This is a genomic window from Arthrobacter sp. TE12231 (assembly GCF_054062895.1).
Genome location: NZ_JBSSFS010000001.1, coordinates 3,763,038 through 3,779,159 on the forward strand (window position 1 = coordinate 3,763,038; position 16,122 = coordinate 3,779,159).

Annotated in this window: 15 protein-coding genes; 5 read left to right on the forward strand and 10 right to left on the reverse strand. The window is 66.1% G+C overall.

The features are described 5' to 3' along the window. The first annotated feature begins 209 nt into the window (after positions 1-209). Positions 210-1,397, forward strand: a complete 1,188-nt coding sequence (locus ACVWYS_RS16840; RefSeq protein ID WP_456509319.1) for an IS30 family transposase — start codon at positions 210-212, stop codon at positions 1,395-1,397. 70 nt (positions 1,398-1,467) lie between these two features. Here the strand turns inward: ACVWYS_RS16840 and ACVWYS_RS16845 are convergent, their stop codons facing one another. Further along, entirely contained in the window at positions 1,468-2,478 is a 1,011-nt protein-coding gene (locus tag ACVWYS_RS16845) for a 1-aminocyclopropane-1-carboxylate deaminase (protein WP_116768781.1), read from the reverse strand. 111 nt (positions 2,479-2,589) lie between these two features. On the opposite strand from ACVWYS_RS16845, the gene ACVWYS_RS16850 reads away from it, so the two are divergent. Further along, complete coding sequence (locus ACVWYS_RS16850; RefSeq protein ID WP_456507617.1) at positions 2,590-3,243, forward strand: GntR family transcriptional regulator; 654 nt, start codon at positions 2,590-2,592, stop codon at positions 3,241-3,243. 125 nt (positions 3,244-3,368) lie between these two features. Here the strand turns inward: ACVWYS_RS16850 and ACVWYS_RS16855 are convergent, their stop codons facing one another. Beyond that, a complete protein-coding gene (locus ACVWYS_RS16855) occupies positions 3,369-4,658 on the reverse strand; it encodes an adenylosuccinate synthase (protein WP_091255587.1) in 1,290 nt (429 codons plus the stop codon). Positions 4,659-5,086: 428 nt separating this feature from the next. Here ACVWYS_RS16855 and ACVWYS_RS16860 point away from each other — a divergent pair, with 428 nt between their 5' ends. Then, positions 5,087-6,325 (forward strand): cobalamin-independent methionine synthase II family protein, encoded by a 1,239-nt coding sequence (locus ACVWYS_RS16860; protein ID WP_456507618.1) that lies wholly within the window; start codon positions 5,087-5,089, stop codon positions 6,323-6,325. Between the two features lie 243 nt (positions 6,326-6,568). Next, positions 6,569-7,201 (forward strand): uracil-DNA glycosylase family protein, encoded by a 633-nt coding sequence (locus tag ACVWYS_RS16865; protein WP_116768765.1) that lies wholly within the window; start codon positions 6,569-6,571, stop codon positions 7,199-7,201. 216 nt (positions 7,202-7,417) lie between these two features. Here the strand turns inward: ACVWYS_RS16865 and ACVWYS_RS16870 are convergent, their stop codons facing one another. The 4 genes from ACVWYS_RS16870 to ACVWYS_RS16885 form a co-directional block, all read right to left on the reverse strand. Next, positions 7,418-7,843 carry a DUF3151 domain-containing protein gene (locus ACVWYS_RS16870; RefSeq protein WP_116768766.1) on the reverse strand — a complete coding sequence of 142 codons (426 nt, stop codon included), beginning with the start codon at positions 7,841-7,843 and terminating at the stop codon, positions 7,418-7,420. Positions 7,844-7,845: 2 nt separating this feature from the next. Further along, positions 7,846-8,865, reverse strand: a complete 1,020-nt coding sequence (gene fbaA, locus ACVWYS_RS16875) for a class II fructose-bisphosphate aldolase (RefSeq protein WP_116768767.1) — start codon at positions 8,863-8,865, stop codon at positions 7,846-7,848. Between the two features lie 168 nt (positions 8,866-9,033). Continuing rightward, positions 9,034-11,010 (reverse strand): S53 family peptidase, encoded by a 1,977-nt coding sequence (locus tag ACVWYS_RS16880; RefSeq protein ID WP_456507620.1) that lies wholly within the window; start codon positions 11,008-11,010, stop codon positions 9,034-9,036. Between the two features lie 84 nt (positions 11,011-11,094). After that, complete coding sequence (locus ACVWYS_RS16885; protein WP_344360849.1) at positions 11,095-11,673, reverse strand: TrmH family RNA methyltransferase; 579 nt, start codon at positions 11,671-11,673, stop codon at positions 11,095-11,097. A gap of 197 nt (positions 11,674-11,870) precedes the next feature. Between ACVWYS_RS16885 and ACVWYS_RS16890 the strand changes: the two genes are divergently transcribed. Next, a complete protein-coding gene (locus ACVWYS_RS16890; protein ID WP_091256758.1) occupies positions 11,871-12,725 on the forward strand; it encodes an HAD-IIA family hydrolase in 855 nt (284 codons plus the stop codon). Between the two features lie 5 nt (positions 12,726-12,730). Here ACVWYS_RS16890 and ACVWYS_RS16895 read toward each other — a convergent pair whose 3' ends face one another. From ACVWYS_RS16895 to pyrE, 4 genes are all read right to left on the reverse strand, one after another. Further along, complete coding sequence (locus ACVWYS_RS16895) at positions 12,731-13,771, reverse strand: thioesterase domain-containing protein (protein WP_456507621.1); 1,041 nt, start codon at positions 13,769-13,771, stop codon at positions 12,731-12,733. 175 nt (positions 13,772-13,946) lie between these two features. After that, positions 13,947-14,495 carry a hypothetical protein gene (locus ACVWYS_RS16900; RefSeq protein WP_456507622.1) on the reverse strand — a complete coding sequence of 183 codons (549 nt, stop codon included), beginning with the start codon at positions 14,493-14,495 and terminating at the stop codon, positions 13,947-13,949. Positions 14,496-14,590: 95 nt separating this feature from the next. Then, complete coding sequence (locus ACVWYS_RS16905) at positions 14,591-15,364, reverse strand: GAF and ANTAR domain-containing protein (protein ID WP_116768771.1); 774 nt, start codon at positions 15,362-15,364, stop codon at positions 14,591-14,593. 98 nt (positions 15,365-15,462) lie between these two features. After that, positions 15,463-16,047: an orotate phosphoribosyltransferase gene (gene pyrE / locus ACVWYS_RS16910; protein ID WP_456507623.1), complete on the reverse strand. Its 585-nt coding sequence runs from the start codon at positions 16,045-16,047 to the stop codon at positions 15,463-15,465. Positions 16,048-16,122: the final 75 nt, after the last annotated feature.

Consider the following 16,122-nt stretch of genomic DNA (forward strand, 5'->3'; position numbering starts at 1 on the left):
AGATTTCTTTATTTCTTTCTTCGGGCCGGGCGGTGCGGTGGATTTTAGCGGCGGATTGACGACGGCGGGCTCCTCGCCAGGCGGCGGTTTCAAGGGGACCCGCCACCGTCGGAACCGTTGGGCTCCCAACCGTTGCGCTATCACTTAGGGTCGTTCTCAGCGGGCAAAGTCATATGGTCGCTGCAACGCTCTGATTGATGGAGCGTTTGATGGTGAATGTGTTTTCCCTGGATGCGCGTACTGAGTTCTTTGATCTGGTGTGTGGCGGGATGTCGATTCTGGCTGCGGCCCGGCGTGTCGGCGCCACGCATGGGACCGGGAGGAACTGGTGGGCCCAGTCTGGCCACATGATGACTGTGGACACGGGGCCCGTTGGGGGTCTTTCGGATCCGGCGCCCACGGCCGAAGGGCCGGAGGGCCGGGCACTGAATCTGGCTGAGCGGGGGATGATCCAGATGGGCCTGCGCAGCGGACTCAGTTACGCCAGGATCGGTGAGGTGATCGGCCGGGACAGGTCCGTGGTCTGGCGGGAGGCGAAACGGAACACCGGCGCGGACGGGGTGTATTACGCCTCGGTCGCCCATACGAAGGCACATCAGGCCAGGCGCCGGCCGAAGGCGTTGAAGCTGGTCGGGGACGAGGCGCTCTGCCGGCTGATCGGGGTGTGGATGGATGACGGGTGGAGCCCGAAACTGATCTCGGCGATGTTGGCCTTCTACTTCCCCGACGATCAGACTATGCAGGTGAGCCACGAAACGATCTACCAGGCCTTATATGTTCAATCCCGCGGAAGTCTGCGGGCAGATCTGGCGGAGAAGCTCAGCCTGAAGCGGAAGCAGCGCGTTCCCCACGCCGGGGACCGGCACAAGAACAGCCCCTACAAGGAGGCGTTCAAGATCAGTGAGCGCCCGGCCGAGGTCCAGGACCGGGCGGTCCCGGGCCACTGGGAGGGTGACCTCATCATCGGCTGCGACGGGACCGCGATCGGCACTCTCGTGGAACGCTCGACGAGGTTCACGATCCTCCTCCACCTTCCCGGGGATCACACCGCTGACACCGTCGCTGCGGCGATGATCCGGGAGATGGGAAAGCTCCCGGATCACCTGCGCCGGTCGATCACCTGGGACCGCGGCACGGAACTCGCCGCGTACGCCCGGATCCAGACCGCACTGGACACCACGCTCTACTTCTGCGACCCGCACTCGCCCTGGCAGCGCGGGTCCAATGAGAACACCAATCGGCTCCTGAGATTCTGGTTCGAGAAAGGCTCAGACCTTTCCGTCCATACCCCGGAGGACCTCCGCCAGGTCGCCGCGAAACTCAACCGCCGCCCCCGACCCACCCTGAACCTGGAGACCCCAGCCAACCGGCTGAACCAGCTGCTGCACGCAGCCTAAACCCCGGCGTTGCTCCAACCAGTTGACTTTGCCGCGCTCAGAAGGACCCTAAGTGATAGCGCAACAGCAATCAGGACCGGAAGAGCCCGCTGTAGGCGTTGAGGGCGATCTGCCCGCCCAGGTGGGCGTAAAGGACATTGCTTCCGGCCGGAATATCGCGGCTCTTCACGAGGTCGATCAGCCCGGCAAGGGACTTGCCCTCGTACACGGGGTCGGTGATCATGGCCTCGAGCGACGCGCCAAGGCGGATGGCCTCCAGGGTGGAGTCGACGGGAATGCCATAGAGATCCCCGGCCCAGCCTTCCATGACGGTGATTTCGTCGTCGCGGAGGTCCCGTCCCAGACCGATCAGCTCGGCGGTGTTCCGGGCGATGCGTTCCACCTGGTCGCGGGTCTTTTGCAGCGTCGCTGAGGCATCGATGCCGATTACCCGGCGCGGTTTGTCCTGGCCGGCGAAGCCCGCGATCATGCCGGCGTGGGTGGAGCCCGTGACCGTGCAGACGACGATGGTGTCGAAGAAGATGCCGAGCTCGCGCTCTTGCTGCTCCACCTCGTAGGCCCAGTTGGCGAAGCCCAGCCCGCCCAGCCTGTGGTCGGACCCGCCGGCCGGGATGGCGTACGGCTTGCCGCCGGCGGCCTTGACCTCTTCGATGGCGTTTTCCCAGCTGCTGCGGATGCCGATGTCAAAGCCCGCACTATCCAGCCGGACATCGGCCCCCATGATGCGCGACAGCAGGATGTTGCCCACACGGTCGGACAACGGATCCGGCCAGTCGACCCAGTTTTCCTGGACGAGGCGGGCTTTGAGGCCGAGTTTCGCGGCCACCGCCGCGACCTGGCGGGTGTGGTTGGACTGGTAGCCGCCAATCGACACCAAGGTGTCCGCGCCCTGAGCCAGGGCCTCCGGGACGAAGTACTCCAGCTTGCGGGTCTTGTTGCCGCCAAATGCGAGGCCGCTGTTGACGTCCTCCCGTTTCGCCCAGATCCGGGCACCGCCCAGATGCGCGCTGAGCCGCGGCAGCGGGTGGACGGGGCTCGGTCCGAACATCAGGGGGTAACGCTCAAAATCGGTGATGGCCATCGACGGTCCTTCGCTCGTGGTGGGAAAGGGCATGGTAAACATCCAACATGCAATATATTGCATTGTCCGATAACGGCTCCGGGAGGACAAGAGGGATATACGATATGTTGCATGCCCGTCCCCTCGCTCTCCGGAGTCCACAAGCGGCCGCTGCTCCGGGACAACGTCTTCGAATCGATCCGGAACGCGATCGTCGACGGCACTTTCGAGCCCGGCGAACGGCTGAAGGACACGGAACTGGAGGCATGGCTGGGCGTCAGCCGGACCCCCATCCGGGAGGCGCTGCTCCGGCTGGAACACGCCGGCCTGGTCATCGCACTGCCGGGCAAGGCGACCATCGTGGCCCCCTACGACCAGGCATCGACCGAGAGCACGCAGCAGGTGGTGGGCGGGCTGCACGAGCTGGCCGCGCGCCTGGCCGTCCCGCTCCTGACGGAGGACCACATTTCCGCCATGGCCGAGGCCAACTCGCGCTTCGAACAGGCCCTGCAAAACGCCGATGTCGAGTCGGCACTGCAGGCCGATGACGATTTCCACGCGGTCTTTGTCGCCGTCAGCGGCAACCCGGTGCTCCGGGACCTCCTGGAACAAACCACCCCGGTCCTGCGCCGGGTGGAGCGGATGCGCTTCGGCTCCTTTGCCGCCCGGGGATCCGTGGCCCAGCACACCGAAATCATCCGGCTCGCCGGCCTCCGCGACGCCGAAGCCACCGCCAGGGCATGCCGGGAGAACTGGCTTTCGCTGCGCTTCACGTCCTCGCAGTAGGCCCTCGGAGTAAGCCCGTCTTAGCCGCGAACCTCAGCACGGCCCTAACAAGGGCCGTAACAGCGACGGCGGCGGGCCGCCCTGCCAGGGTGACCCGCCGCCGTCGGGCGTCAGCTTCTAAAGCGTTAGTCGTTGATCAGGTCGTTGACGACGATCGTCTGGTCGCGGTCCGGTCCGACGCCGATCGCGGAGAACCGGGTGCCGGAGAGCTTCTCCAGCGCCAGGACGTAGTTCCGGGCGTTTTCCGGCAGGTCTTCCAGGGTGCGGGCGCCGGTGATGTCCTCGGTCCAGCCTTCGAAGTACTCGAAGATCGGCTTGGCGTGGTGGAACTCGGTCTGGGTCATGGGCATTTCGTCGTGCCGCACGCCGTCGACGTCGTAGGCCACGCAGACCGGGATCTGCTCGATACCCGTGAGCACGTCCAGCTTCGTGACGAAGTAGTCGGTGAAGCCGTTGACGCGGGAGGCGTGGCGGGCCAGGACTGCGTCGTACCAGCCGCAGCGGCGGGGGCGGCCGGTGTTGACACCGAACTCACCGCCGGTCTTCTGCAGGTACATGCCCATCTCGTCGAACAGTTCCGTGGGGAACGGTCCGGCGCCCACGCGCGTGGTGTACGCCTTGATGATGCCGATGGAGCGCGAGATGCGGGTGGGACCGATGCCGGAGCCCACGGAGGCGCCGCCGGCGGTCGGGTTGGAGGACGTGACGAACGGGTAGGTGCCGTGGTCGACGTCGAGGAAGGTGGCCTGGCCGCCCTCCATGAGGACCACCTTGCCCTCATCCAGGGCGGTGTTCAGGACGAAAGTGCTGTCAATGACCAGCGGACGGAGGCGTTCGGCGAAGGACAGGAAGTACTCCACGATCTCGTCCACCTCGATGTCGCGGCGGTTGTAGACCTTGACCAGGAGCTCGTTCTTCTGGCGCAGCGATCCTTCGACCTTCTGGCGCAGGATCGAGGCGTCGAAGACGTCCTGGACGCGGATGCCGAGCCGGGCCACCTTGTCCATGTATGCCGGGCCAATGCCGCGGCCGGTCGTGCCGATGGCGCGGCTGCCGAGGAAACGTTCGGTGACCTTGTCCAGGACCTGGTGGTACGGCGCCACGAGGTGGGCATTGGCGGAGACGCGCAGCCGGGACGTGTCCGCGCCGCGGGCCTCGAGGCCGTCGATTTCCTGGAACAGGGCTTCCAGGTTCACCACGCAGCCGTTGCCGATGATCGGAACCGCGTTCGGGCTCAGGATGCCGGCAGGAAGGAGCTTGAGCTCATACTTCTCACCGCCTACGACGACGGTGTGCCCGGCGTTGTTGCCGCCGTTGGGCTTGACGACGTAGTCAACCCGGCCGCCGAGCAGGTCGGTGGCCTTTCCTTTACCTTCGTCGCCCCACTGGGCTCCGACGATCACGATTGCTGGCATGGGATCCTCCCCCATTCGTTCGGGCCGAACTGCGTGCGATTGACCAGGTGGCCACCGCAGCTCAGCGCCGTTCATGAGAATGCCCCGAATCTACCGCTGTGCTCTTACCCAACGCCAGAGTTCCGGGGCTCTTACCACCCAAGTTTAGCCGAAAACGGTGACAGGCATCGCTTTAGGTCCTTGCTCGGACCGGGAGCTAGGCTGCGGTGAACGCCAACTGCATCTTCCACCAGTCCATGCCCGACACATAGTGGGCGCGACTTGCGGGACGGGCCGGTGTGGAATTAAGTGAGAGTGACCATCCCGAGCGGCCGAGGGACCTGGACCATTGACGCCGCAGCAACCCTCCCGGACACAGCCCGCCAAACCGCGGCCGCCGTGACCGGCACCGGTGCTACTGCCAGGACCGATGGAAAGGAAACCGCGCCATGTCCGAAAAGACCGAGCCCCAGAACAAAACTTCCCGGAACATCGACCACATCCGCGTCACCCACGCCGGCTCTTTGCCCCGCACGCCTGAGCTGATCGCCGCGAACGAGGCCAAAGAGGCCGACGGCATCACGCCCGAATTCCTGGACCTGCTGCAAACCTCGGTGGTTGACGTCGTCCGGCGCCAGAAGGATCTCGGCATCGACATCGCCAACGACGGCGAGTACGGGCACACAATGTCCAGCTCCGTGGACTACGGCGCCTGGTGGAACTATTCCTTCTCCCGCCTCGGCGGCCTGGAACCGACCGACGTGGACCGCTGGGCCGACGCCAAGGTGCACCGTTCCTCGCCGGGCAACATCGTCCTGACCTCGTTCCCCGACCGCCGGGACCGGCAGAAGTTCAATGACGCCTACAACGACCCCTCCTCGGGGATCCTGGCGCACCGTCGTGCCGTGACGCAGCCCAAGATCGCGGGGCCGCTGACGTACACCGGTCAGGCACTCGTGGCCTCGGACGTCGCCAACCTCAAGACGGGCCTGGCCGCGGCCGGCCTCACCGAGGGATTCGTCGCGTCGCTCTCCCCCGGTTCGTGCGCCCGCGTGGCCAACGAGTACTACAAGAGCGACGAGGAACTCCTCTACGCCTGCGCCGACGCGATGCGCGAGGAATACAAAGCCATCATCGACGCCGGCCTGACGGTCCAGCTCGATGACCCGTCCCTGGCCGAGAGCTGGGACCAGATCAACCCCGAGCCGAGCCTCGAGGACTACCTGAAGTTCATTCAGCTCCGGGTCGAAGCCACGAACTGGGCGCTGCGCGACCTCCCGCAGGACAAGATCCGGTTGCATGTCTGCTGGGGTTCCTGGCACGGCCCTCACACCACGGACATCCCGTTCGCGGACATCGTCGGCTCGGTCCTGCAGGTCAACGCCGGCGGCTATTCCTTCGAAGCGGCCAATGTCCGGCACGAGCACGAGTGGCGGGTGTGGGAAGACACCACGCTTCCCGAGGGTAAGGTGATCATCCCCGGTGTCGTCTCCCACGCCACAAACGTCGTGGAACACCCGGACCTCGTGGCGGACCGGATCGTGCGCTTCGCGGAGCTCGTGGGACGCGAGAACGTGATCGCATCCACCGACTGCGGGCTGGGCGGCAGGGTGCATCCGCAAATTGCCTACGCCAAGCTGGAGGCCCTCGGCGAGGGCGCCCGCCGCGCCACCAAGCGCCTCTGGTAGCAGCGCCCGGACGCCACCAAGGCACCGGCCGGGCCATCGTGACGCCGTCCCCAAGGCACCGGCCGGGCCGCCGGGGCACGGGCCGGTGCCGCATTTCGCGGGGCTTGATAGACTGATAAGGATCGATCACGAATCGGTCCACACCACATTTTCAAACCACACCAATGCTCTTCATGCCCTGTATTCGGCGTGCCCGCGTCCGGTGTGGCAGCTTTGCCAATCCCGCAGGAGACCCAGCAACATATGACAGCCCTGGCCACTGAAAATTTCCGCGAAGAGCTCCTGAGCCGCCGGTACGAACCTAACGTCGCCCCCGTCAATGAGCTCTGTGACGCTCTCCAGGCAACCAAGGCTGGCACCTCTGTCCCCTACGTGGACCCCATGCACGATGTCGATGAGTGCCGCATCATCAGCCTCTACTCCAACATCGGCACCGCGGACTCGTCAGGTTTCATCACCGCCGGCGACGACGAGGCGGCCACCCGCATGCTCGGCATCCAGTGGAAGCTGGGCCTGCGCCCCGAATTCGTCATGCCGTGGAACGTCCACCCCTGGTACGTCCCCGGCGAGGCCAACGGCAAGTTCACGCCGGACCAGATTTCCGCCGGCCTCAAGCCGCTGCTGAAGTTCCTGGCCCTCGTGCCCCGCGCCTCGGTGATCGTGGCCCATGGCACCGAAGCCAACCGCCTGGCCAACCTGCTGCTCAAGACCGAAGTGCCCATGATCTGGCGCCGCGGCCTCAAGACCTACAAAGTCCGCTCGCTGAGCGGCCGCGCCTTCGCCGGGACCCCGGTCCGCCAGGAGGAGTACCTGGCGGAAATGCACACGGCCTACGCGGATGCCATGGCCCGGACGGGCCTGGCCAAGGCCAGCTGATCCCCACCCGCCCCCTAACCTCGCAAGCTCGGCCAGGGAACCCGGCGGGCGTGGGCCCTCCCACGAATCCGCCGACGGCGGGTCCTCACCTCACGGTGGGGGCCCGCCGTCGCACGTTATTCCGTCGCTTAAACCACAACGCGGGGTCACGTACCGCCCGTCCCGGTCACGGGAATGGACGGTAGGTGACCCCGCGTTGCGTCGTCTGGCGTCTTCTCAGCCCTGGGCTTCGATGGCCGCCTTGGCGCCGGGATCGGAATCGTTGAGGAACTTTTCGATCCGCTCCGGTTCTTCGGCCTCGCCGATAGCGGCGGACGCGCGGCCCAGCGAGTAGAGGGCGCGCAGGAAGCCGCGGTTGGGTTCGTGCTCCCACGGGATCGGTCCCACACCGCGCCAGCCGTTGCGGCGCAGCGAATCCAGGCCGCGGTGGTAGCCGACCCGCGAGTACGCGTAGGAATCGATGGTGCGGCCCTCTGTCCACGCCTCCTCGGCCAGGATGGCCCACAGGAGCGAGGAGGTGGGGTACTTCGCCACGAGGTCCAGGGCTTCCTGGCCGAGCGCGAGGTGCTGGTAGATCTCAGTCTCGGCAGGCAGGAGCGTGGGCTCGGGACCCATCAGGTTCTTGCGGAACTCGTCGGACATGACTAGAAGGTCTTGCCGGTGGAGCCCAGCTGCTGGGCGGCCTCGACCACTCGGGCGGCCAGACCGGCCTCGGCGGAGGCGCCCCAGACGCGGGGGTCGTAGAGCTTCTTGTTGCCGACCTCGCCGTCGACCTTCAGGACGCCGTCGTAGTTGCGGAACATGTGGTCCACCACGGGGCGGGTGTAGGCGTACTGGGTGTCGGTGTCGATGTTCATCTTGATCACGCCGTAGGACACGGCGTCGGCGATCTCCTTCTCCGAAGAGCCGGAGCCGCCGTGGAAGACGAGGTCGAACGGGTTGGCCTTGCCGATCTTGGCGCCCACCTGCTCCTGAATGTCCTTGAGGATCTCCGGGCGCAGCTTGACGCCGCCGGGCTTGTACACGCCGTGCACGTTGCCGAAGGTCAGGGCCGTGATGTAGCGGCCGTTTTCGCCGGAACCGAGGGCGTCGATGGTGGCCAGGGCGTCCTCGACCGTGGTGTAGAGCTTGTCGTTGATGGCGTTCTCGACGCCGTCTTCCTCGCCGCCAACCGTGCCGATCTCGACCTCGAGGATCATCTTGGCGGCCGCGGTGCGCTCCAGCAGTTCACGGGCGATGCGGAGGTTTTCCTGCAGGGTCTCGGCGGAACCGTCCCACATGTGCGAGTTGAAGAGGGGGTTGCGGCCGGCCTTGACCTCGGCCTCGGACGCGGCGAGGAGCGGGAGCACGAAGCCGTCCAGCTTGTCCTTGGGGCAGTGGTCCGTGTGCAGGGCGATGTTGACGCCGTAGTTCTTGGCGACCTCGCGGGCGAACGCGGCAAAGCCCAGGGAGCCGGCAACCATGTCCTTGGTGGAGGCGCCGGACCAGTAAGCCGCACCGCCGGTGGAGACCTGCACGATGCCGTCGGACTCGGCCTCGGCGAAGCCGCGCAGGGCCGCGTTCAGGGTCTGGGAGGACGTGACGTTGACGGCCGGGAATGCGAAGCCGCCCGTCTTTGCACGGTCGATCATCTCGGAGTAGATCTCTGGGGTTGCAATGGGCATGCTGACTCCTCGTCGAAAGCAGTGGTAGCTACATGGCTATGTACATCCTAGCCACGTGCGCCCCGGAGCCGAATACGTGAAGCCGGGTCCAGGAAATGTTCCCGGACCCGGCGACAGACGCAGGAAGACGTGTTAAGCGGCCGCCGTTGGCGGTGTGCCGTCGTGCGGCTACTGTCCAGCGATGCTCGTCGCGAACGGGACGGTCATGCTGCCGACGCCGGTGACGTCGTCATAGCCTGGCGAGGTGGACAGTGAGGTGTCCTTGTCGGTGCCGACCAGGTAGCTGTTGCCGCTGACCGGGCTGGAGAAGACCATGGCCTGGGGGTTGATCTGGGGCATCACGTCCCGCGCTCCCGAGGCGGCCGGCTTCACCGCCGCGTAGATCGCCGGGTTGGCGAAGCCGACCGTTTTTCCGGTCGCGGACTGTGCGATCGCCATCTGCGCTGCGGTCAAGGGGCACGCCAGCGAGGTTCCGCCGTACCCGGTGGTTTCATAGGAACCGGTGTTGAGAGAGTGGTCGTTGGTGATCGGGCTGATCCCCACCTGGTAGCCGGTGTACGGATCGGCAAGGGAGGCGACATCCGGGGAGACCCTGTAGCCGTTGGCCAGCGCGGCCGGGACCGTGCCCTTCTGGTAGTCGGGCTGGTCGAACACCGCGCTCGTCCCGCCGCCGGCGCCGAAACGGAATACACCCGGCAGGTCACCGGCGTAGCCGAGGCTGCCGTCGGGGTTCGGGACGATCCGGTTGCGGGTGGTTCCCCAGCCGGTTTCGAACAGGTAATCGTTGTTCTTGCCCACGGCCAGGCTGGTTCCGCCGACGGCCGTAACGAACGGCGAGCTGGCCGGGAAGTCCGGCGACGCGTAGCCCAGGCTCGCCTTCTCGTCCCCGTTGTCTCCGCTGGAGAAGTAGAGCCCGACGCCTTCGCCTGCCGCCTGAAGGTGAATGTTCTGCATGCCCATCAGCGCGTTCGGGGAGACCGCCTCGCCGACGTAGCCGTAGCTGTTGCTGACGATGGTGCTGAGCTTCTGGTCCAGGATGGTGGACATCGCGACGTCGATGCCCGCGCCGCAGTTGTTCCCCCCGACGTAGAGGATATTCGCGGCGGCGGCGAGTCCGTGCACGGCCTCGACGTCGAGCGTCTGCTCACCCTGCCAGCCGCTGGGCTGTCCGCACAGGGCCTGGTCCATGAACAACCGGGAATCCGGCACGATTTGCTGGTACTGCCCGGTCTTGAAGGCCGGGAGGCCATTCTTCTGCGAATACGTGTTCGCGTCCGATTCGATGCTCGGCGAGGCGTAGGCGTCGATGATCGCCACAGTCTGGCCCGCGCCGGCCGTCGACGGGGACGTCACCCCGTAGGCGCCCTGCAGCTGCGCCGGGGTGTAGCCGCAGATAGCGGTGCCGAAGCTCGTTGCGCCGTACGCCGCAGGAACGGTCACTTTGTTCTGTTCCCAGTAGTTGGAGCACGGCGCGTCAACCGGCGCCGGGCCGACGGGCTTGCCTGATGTCTGGGCCTGATCCGAGGAGCCCGCGGTTGCCAGCGAGGGGCGGGTGAGCAGCCGCCCCTGGTCGATGGAGATCGCCTGGACCTTGGCGGCGAGGTTCGCCGGCAGGGACGGCGCGGTAGACGGGCCGATCAGGCTCTGGCCCTGGAAGGCATAGGTCTGCTCGGTCGTGCTGAAAGCCGCATTGATCTGGGCGACGGTGCCGCGGAAGACCACGTAGAGGCCGCTCGCAGGGACCGAGGTGACCACCATGCCCTGCCCCTTCAGGTAGTCAACGAGAGCAGCGACGTCGGTCTTGGCCGGCCCGTACTTGGCGATCCAGTCCGGGGGCGAAAGGTACTGCTGGTACTGCGGACTTCCCGGCGTGGACACGGCCGTCGCAAACGCCTTGGCTGCTCCGGCGTCGGGGAGGTTCAGGTAGATCTCGCCCTCGACCGTCGTATTGCTTAGCGGGATGCCGGTCTTGGCGCGGGAGCCTGCCCACGGGGGCACTGAACCCGGGTAGTTGTTCGACGGCGGCGGCGTCGGCGGGGCGGCGACCGCGGCCGTCGCGGTCAGCCCGACGGCAAAGGCAAGTGAAGTTCCAAGGGCCAGCAGGCGCGTGGCGCGCCGGGAATGCGAAGTTGAGACCTTCTTCATGAGATGTCTTCCCCTAGGCGGGCGCCCTTTGCGCCCACACAGGCCAGAGCCTAAACGGCAAACGCCGATCTGACTATAGGTGCCTCAGGAAACTACCTGCCCGAACACGTGGCGGCGGATCCACGCGTGCATCGCGATGGCCGCGGCGGAGGCGGCGTTGATGGAGCGGGTGGAGCCGAACTGCTCGATCGACAACGTGGCGAGGGCGGCGTCGTGGACCTCCGAGGTCAGGCCCGGTCCTTCCTGGCCGAAGACCAGGACGCAGTCCTTGGGCAGTTCGTAGGTCTCCAGCGGCACGGAATCCGGGAAGATGTCGATCCCGATGATCGCGAGCCCCTCCCCCTGCGCCCAGGTCACGAAGTCCTCCACGGTGGGGTGGTGGCGGATGTGCTGGTAGCGGTCGGTAACCATGGCCCCCCGCCGGTTCCAGCGGCGTCGTCCGATGATGTGGACCTCCTTGGCCAGGAACGCGTTGGCGGTCCTGACCACGGTGCCGATGTTGAGATCGTGCTGCCAGTTCTCGATGGCGATGTGGAAGTTGTGGCGTCGGGAGTCCAGGTCAGCGACGATCGCTTCGTGCTTCCAGTAGCGGTACTTGTCCACCACGTTGCGCCGGTCGCCGTCCGCCAGGAGGTCCGGGTCCCAGTGCTCGCCCTCCGGCAGATCGCCGTCCCAGGGGCCGACGCCAACCTCCGGCTTGGGTTCTGTCTCTGTCGCAGTCGCTGCCGCAGTCTCTGCCGTCGAGTCGGCCGAAGGGTCGGCGTCAGGCGTTGCACCGGCGGCGCGGGGGATCTCAGGTTCAGTCACGCCTCAACATTAGACTGGACTCTGGAAGCGGCACACTTACGGCGGAGGACACCATGGCAGAAGAGCGCGAAGACCAGCTGACAGAGTCAGAAGAGGCACGTTCCCGGGCTTCGATGTACCGCAGCGGCCAGGAAATCGAGTGCTGGCTGACGGACATGGACGGCGTGCTGGTCCACGAGAACCAGCCCATCCCGGGTGCCTCGGAGCTGATCCAGCGTTGGGTGGATACCTCCAAGCGGTTCCTCGTACTGACCAACAACTCGATCTTCACGCCCCGGGACCTCGCGGCCCGGCTGAGCTCCTCCGGCTTGGAAATCCCCGAGGAGAACATCTGGACCTCGGCCCTGGCCACGGCCCAGTTCCTCAAGGACCAGGTCCGCGGCTCGGAGTCGGGGAACCGCGCCTACACGATCGGCGAGGCAGGGCTCACGACGGCGCTCCACGAGGCAGGCTTCATCCTCACCGACCAGAACCCGGACTTCGTGGTGCTCGGCGAGACCCGCACCTACTCCTTTGAAGCCATTACCATGGCGATCCGCCTCATCCTGGCCGGCGCCCGCTTCATCGCCACGAACCCGGACGCCACCGGCCCGTCGAAGGACGGCCCCATGCCCGCCACCGGCGCCATCGCTGCCCTCATCACCAAGGCCACGGGCCGTGAACCGTACATCGTGGGCAAGCCCAACCCGATGATGTTCCGTTCGGCCATGAACCAGATTGACGCCCATTCGGAAACCACGGCCATGATCGGCGACCGCATGGACACCGACATCATCGCAGGCATGGAAGCGGGACTGCACACGGTGCTGGTGCTCAGCGGCATCACGCACCGTGACGACATCGCCGCGTACCCGTTCCGGCCGAACCAGATCCTGAATTCCGTGGCGGACCTCAAGAACCAGATCTGACCCCTTCAGACCACGGCTTTCTTCCCGCCGCCGGTGGGCAGCGGGAAGAAATCGTCCTGGAGTTTTTCGACGATGGGGCGGTAGACGAACGGGCTCCAGCCGGGGCTGGCGTGTTCCGGCTTGGCCCCGTCGGTGCGCAGATTGTCCGAGACCATGTTGGCTTTGAAGGTCAGTGACCACGCGTCCCGGGCGGTCTCGTAGTCCACCGTCTGGTCCCGGGGGTTGCCGATGAAGGCCATCTTCGTGCCCCCGAGCTTGCCGACGAACCTGCCGGCGTCAAAGTGGTAGATGAAGGCGGATTCGGACTGGATCAGCACGCTGGAAGGCGCGATGGGCGACAACTGCTCCAGCGTCTGGTCCAGGATCTGGCTCCAGCTGCGCTCATTCTTGTGCAGCATCCTCTCGCCGAGCTCGTAGCCGCCGCGCAGGACGGTGGGGAAACGGAAGCCGCTCTCGTAGAGCAGCACCACACCCTCGAACCAGCTCTGATCCAGCACGTCATACCGGCTCGCAGGGCTGGAGTCGAGCAGGATGAACGCCACTTCGACGCCGTGGAGCTCGCGCAGCCGGGCGGCCACCTGGGTTGCCACCATGCCGCCGAAGCTGTGGCCGTAGAAATAGAGGGTGGTGAGCTGGTGGGCGCGGACGTGCTCGATCACGGCGATCACCACTTCATCGATGTCCAGCCCCTCGTTGGAATACCCGACGGCGGCCAGCTGGCCCCGCTTGTTCAGCGAACCGCGCAGGGCGTTCAGGATCCACAGTGCTTCTTCCCAGCTCGTCTTGTAGCCGGGGAACAGTATCCAGCTGGCGTGGGGAAAATACCGTTCCGCGACATCGTCCTTCACTTCAAGGATCCGGTTGACGCGCCGCTCCTCCTGCACGCGCTGGGTGAACAGCATGTCGGCCGCCAGCAGTGACGCGGACCCGGCGCCGACCAGGAACGTGCGCCGGGAAAACCGCTTGAGTTCGACGGCGTGGCGGAGCAGGCGGGCCTCGGCAGAACCGGGGCCTCGCGGATGGTTCGGTTCCATCTCTGCCGGCACATCACTACCGTAACCACGCTCCGGCGGGGAAGAGAAACGGCGCCCTTCCGTAGGACTGGAACGCCGTACAGAAGGCCAAACGGAGCGCAGTACTCAGTGACGTTCTGGGCCCCGTTGGCGCCGTCCCGGACCCCGTCGGGACCCCGTCGGCACCGACATCCGGGCCCTTGACCGGCTACGCGGGTTCGGGCTCGCGGCCGACCTCGCGGCGGCTGATTTCCATGCCGATCTCGTCATAGGTCGCCAGGAGTTCGGCGCGGGCCATGCGGGCGGGGTCGTCCAGCAGGCCGAACACGGAGTCACTCGCGGCGAGGAGTTCGTCGTCGGAGAACCGGGTCAACCGCCTGGTGCCCGAGGCGTCCACTGAAGCCATGAGCTCCCCGGACATGTCCAATGTCTGCAACGCGGCGGGGTCATCAAAGCGCGGGGTCAGTTCCAGGGAAACGCCGCTGCCGGACGCCGGTATGCCGGCGGTCTCCGAGCCGGCGCTTCCGCCGTCGATCGCGTTGAGGTCGTTGCGCAGGCCGGCCAGCGCCGACGATTCCACGAACGCGGCGCGGCCGAGGTCGACGCGGATGTGCGCGGTGATGCCCATCCGGCGGACGCGCTGAATGATCTGCATCAGGGAAGGGCGGGAGATCTGCGTGAGGCTCCCCCGGACGTCAATCCGGACGACGTCGGAAACGACATCGAGCTTGACGTGGGCTTGCAGTGACTGGTCCATAGGTACTCCAAAGAAGGATGTCTATGGCCGACGGCTCAACCGCAACCAGCGTATCCGCACCGCTGGTTGGGCACAAGTCATAGGAGACTGCCGGTTTAGCCGGCCTGGCGCCGGCCCGGCTCCTCGTAATGGGTCCGGGTATCGGTTCCGCCCACGGACTGCACGAGCGAGGTGGCGATGTCGCGCAGCTTCACGTTGCCGTTGCTGGAGGCATCCGTGAGGATCCGGACCGCGGTTTGCTGGTCGCAGCGGTTTTGCGCCATGACGATCCCGATCGCCATGTCGATGACGGTCCGGGACTCGAGGGTGGCGCGCAGGTTCGTGGCGCTGTCCGTGTGCAGGGAAAAGCGCACGGCCATGCGCAGGGCTTGGGATATCTGCCGGGTGTAGTCGCGCGCCCGGTCCGCGACGTCACCGTCGAACTTGCGCGGCACGTCCGAGTACAGGTTCAAGGCGGCCTGGGCTTCGCCCTGGAGATGGAACGGCACGGAGAGCACCGAACGCAGCCCGTGCGAGGCCACGGCGTTGGCGTAGTCCGGACCCCAGCGGTCTTCCTCAAAAAGGTCCGGCACGTAGACCTCGCGCTCCTCCTGCGCCGCCGTCAGGCACGGCCCCTGGGCCAGCCGGTACTGGATCTCGTCCACTTCCCGGGCAGACTCACTGCTCCAGCCGATCGTCGCGGCCTTCCGGTCCCGCAACAAGGTGATCCCGCACAGCGCGTCGTCGCCCTCACCGGCCACCTGGTGCGCGGAAAAACGCGCGAGTTCGTTCAGGAACTCTTCAAAGTCCGCACTGTCCAGGATCAGGTTCTGGACCTGGTCGACAGTGCTGATGGACTCAGTCGTCAAATCTTCATTGGGCGGAAGCATGGCGCGTTTCTCCAGAGGCGGGTACCGATGGGGGTATTTAAGAAATGATAAGTCACCCCCAAAGCACGGTCCATACGTGTCCGCCGCCGGTGAAACGCCTAACTCAGGCCCAGTTCGTCCTTGCCGAACGCGAAGAGGTACGGAACACCGGCTTCGGCTTCGATCTTTTCCTTGGCTCCCGTGTCGCGGTCCACGATCACGGCGACGGCCACAACGTTGCCTCCGGCCTTGCGAACGCCCTCGACGGCGGTCAGCGCGGAGCCGCCGGTGGTTGACGTGTCTTCCAGGACCAGGACCCGGCGGCCCTCGACCGAGGGGCCTTCCACCTGGCGGCCCATGCCGTAGGACTTCTGCGCCTTGCGGACGACGAACGCGTCCACCGGACGGCCGGCGTCGACGGCGGCGTGCATGACGGCCGTGCCCACCGGGTCTGCCCCCATGGTGAGCCCGCCGGCGCAATCAAAGTCGATCCCGGCGTCGTCCATCAGGGAGAGCATGACCTGCCCCACCAGCTTGGATGCCTCGTGGTGCAGGGTGATGCGGCGCAAGTCGATGTAGTAGTCCGCCTCCGCGCCGCTGGAGAGGATGACCTTGCCGCGGACGACGGCCAGCTCCTTGATCAGTTCCAGGAGTCGGGCACGGGCAGAGGCAGCGTCGGCTGCGAAGTCACGGGTGGCAGTCATGGGTCCCAGTTTAGTGGCTGGTCCGCCGCGGATTCCCAGCCGGGCGCCCATATGTCGGGGGCCGGGACCTTTTAC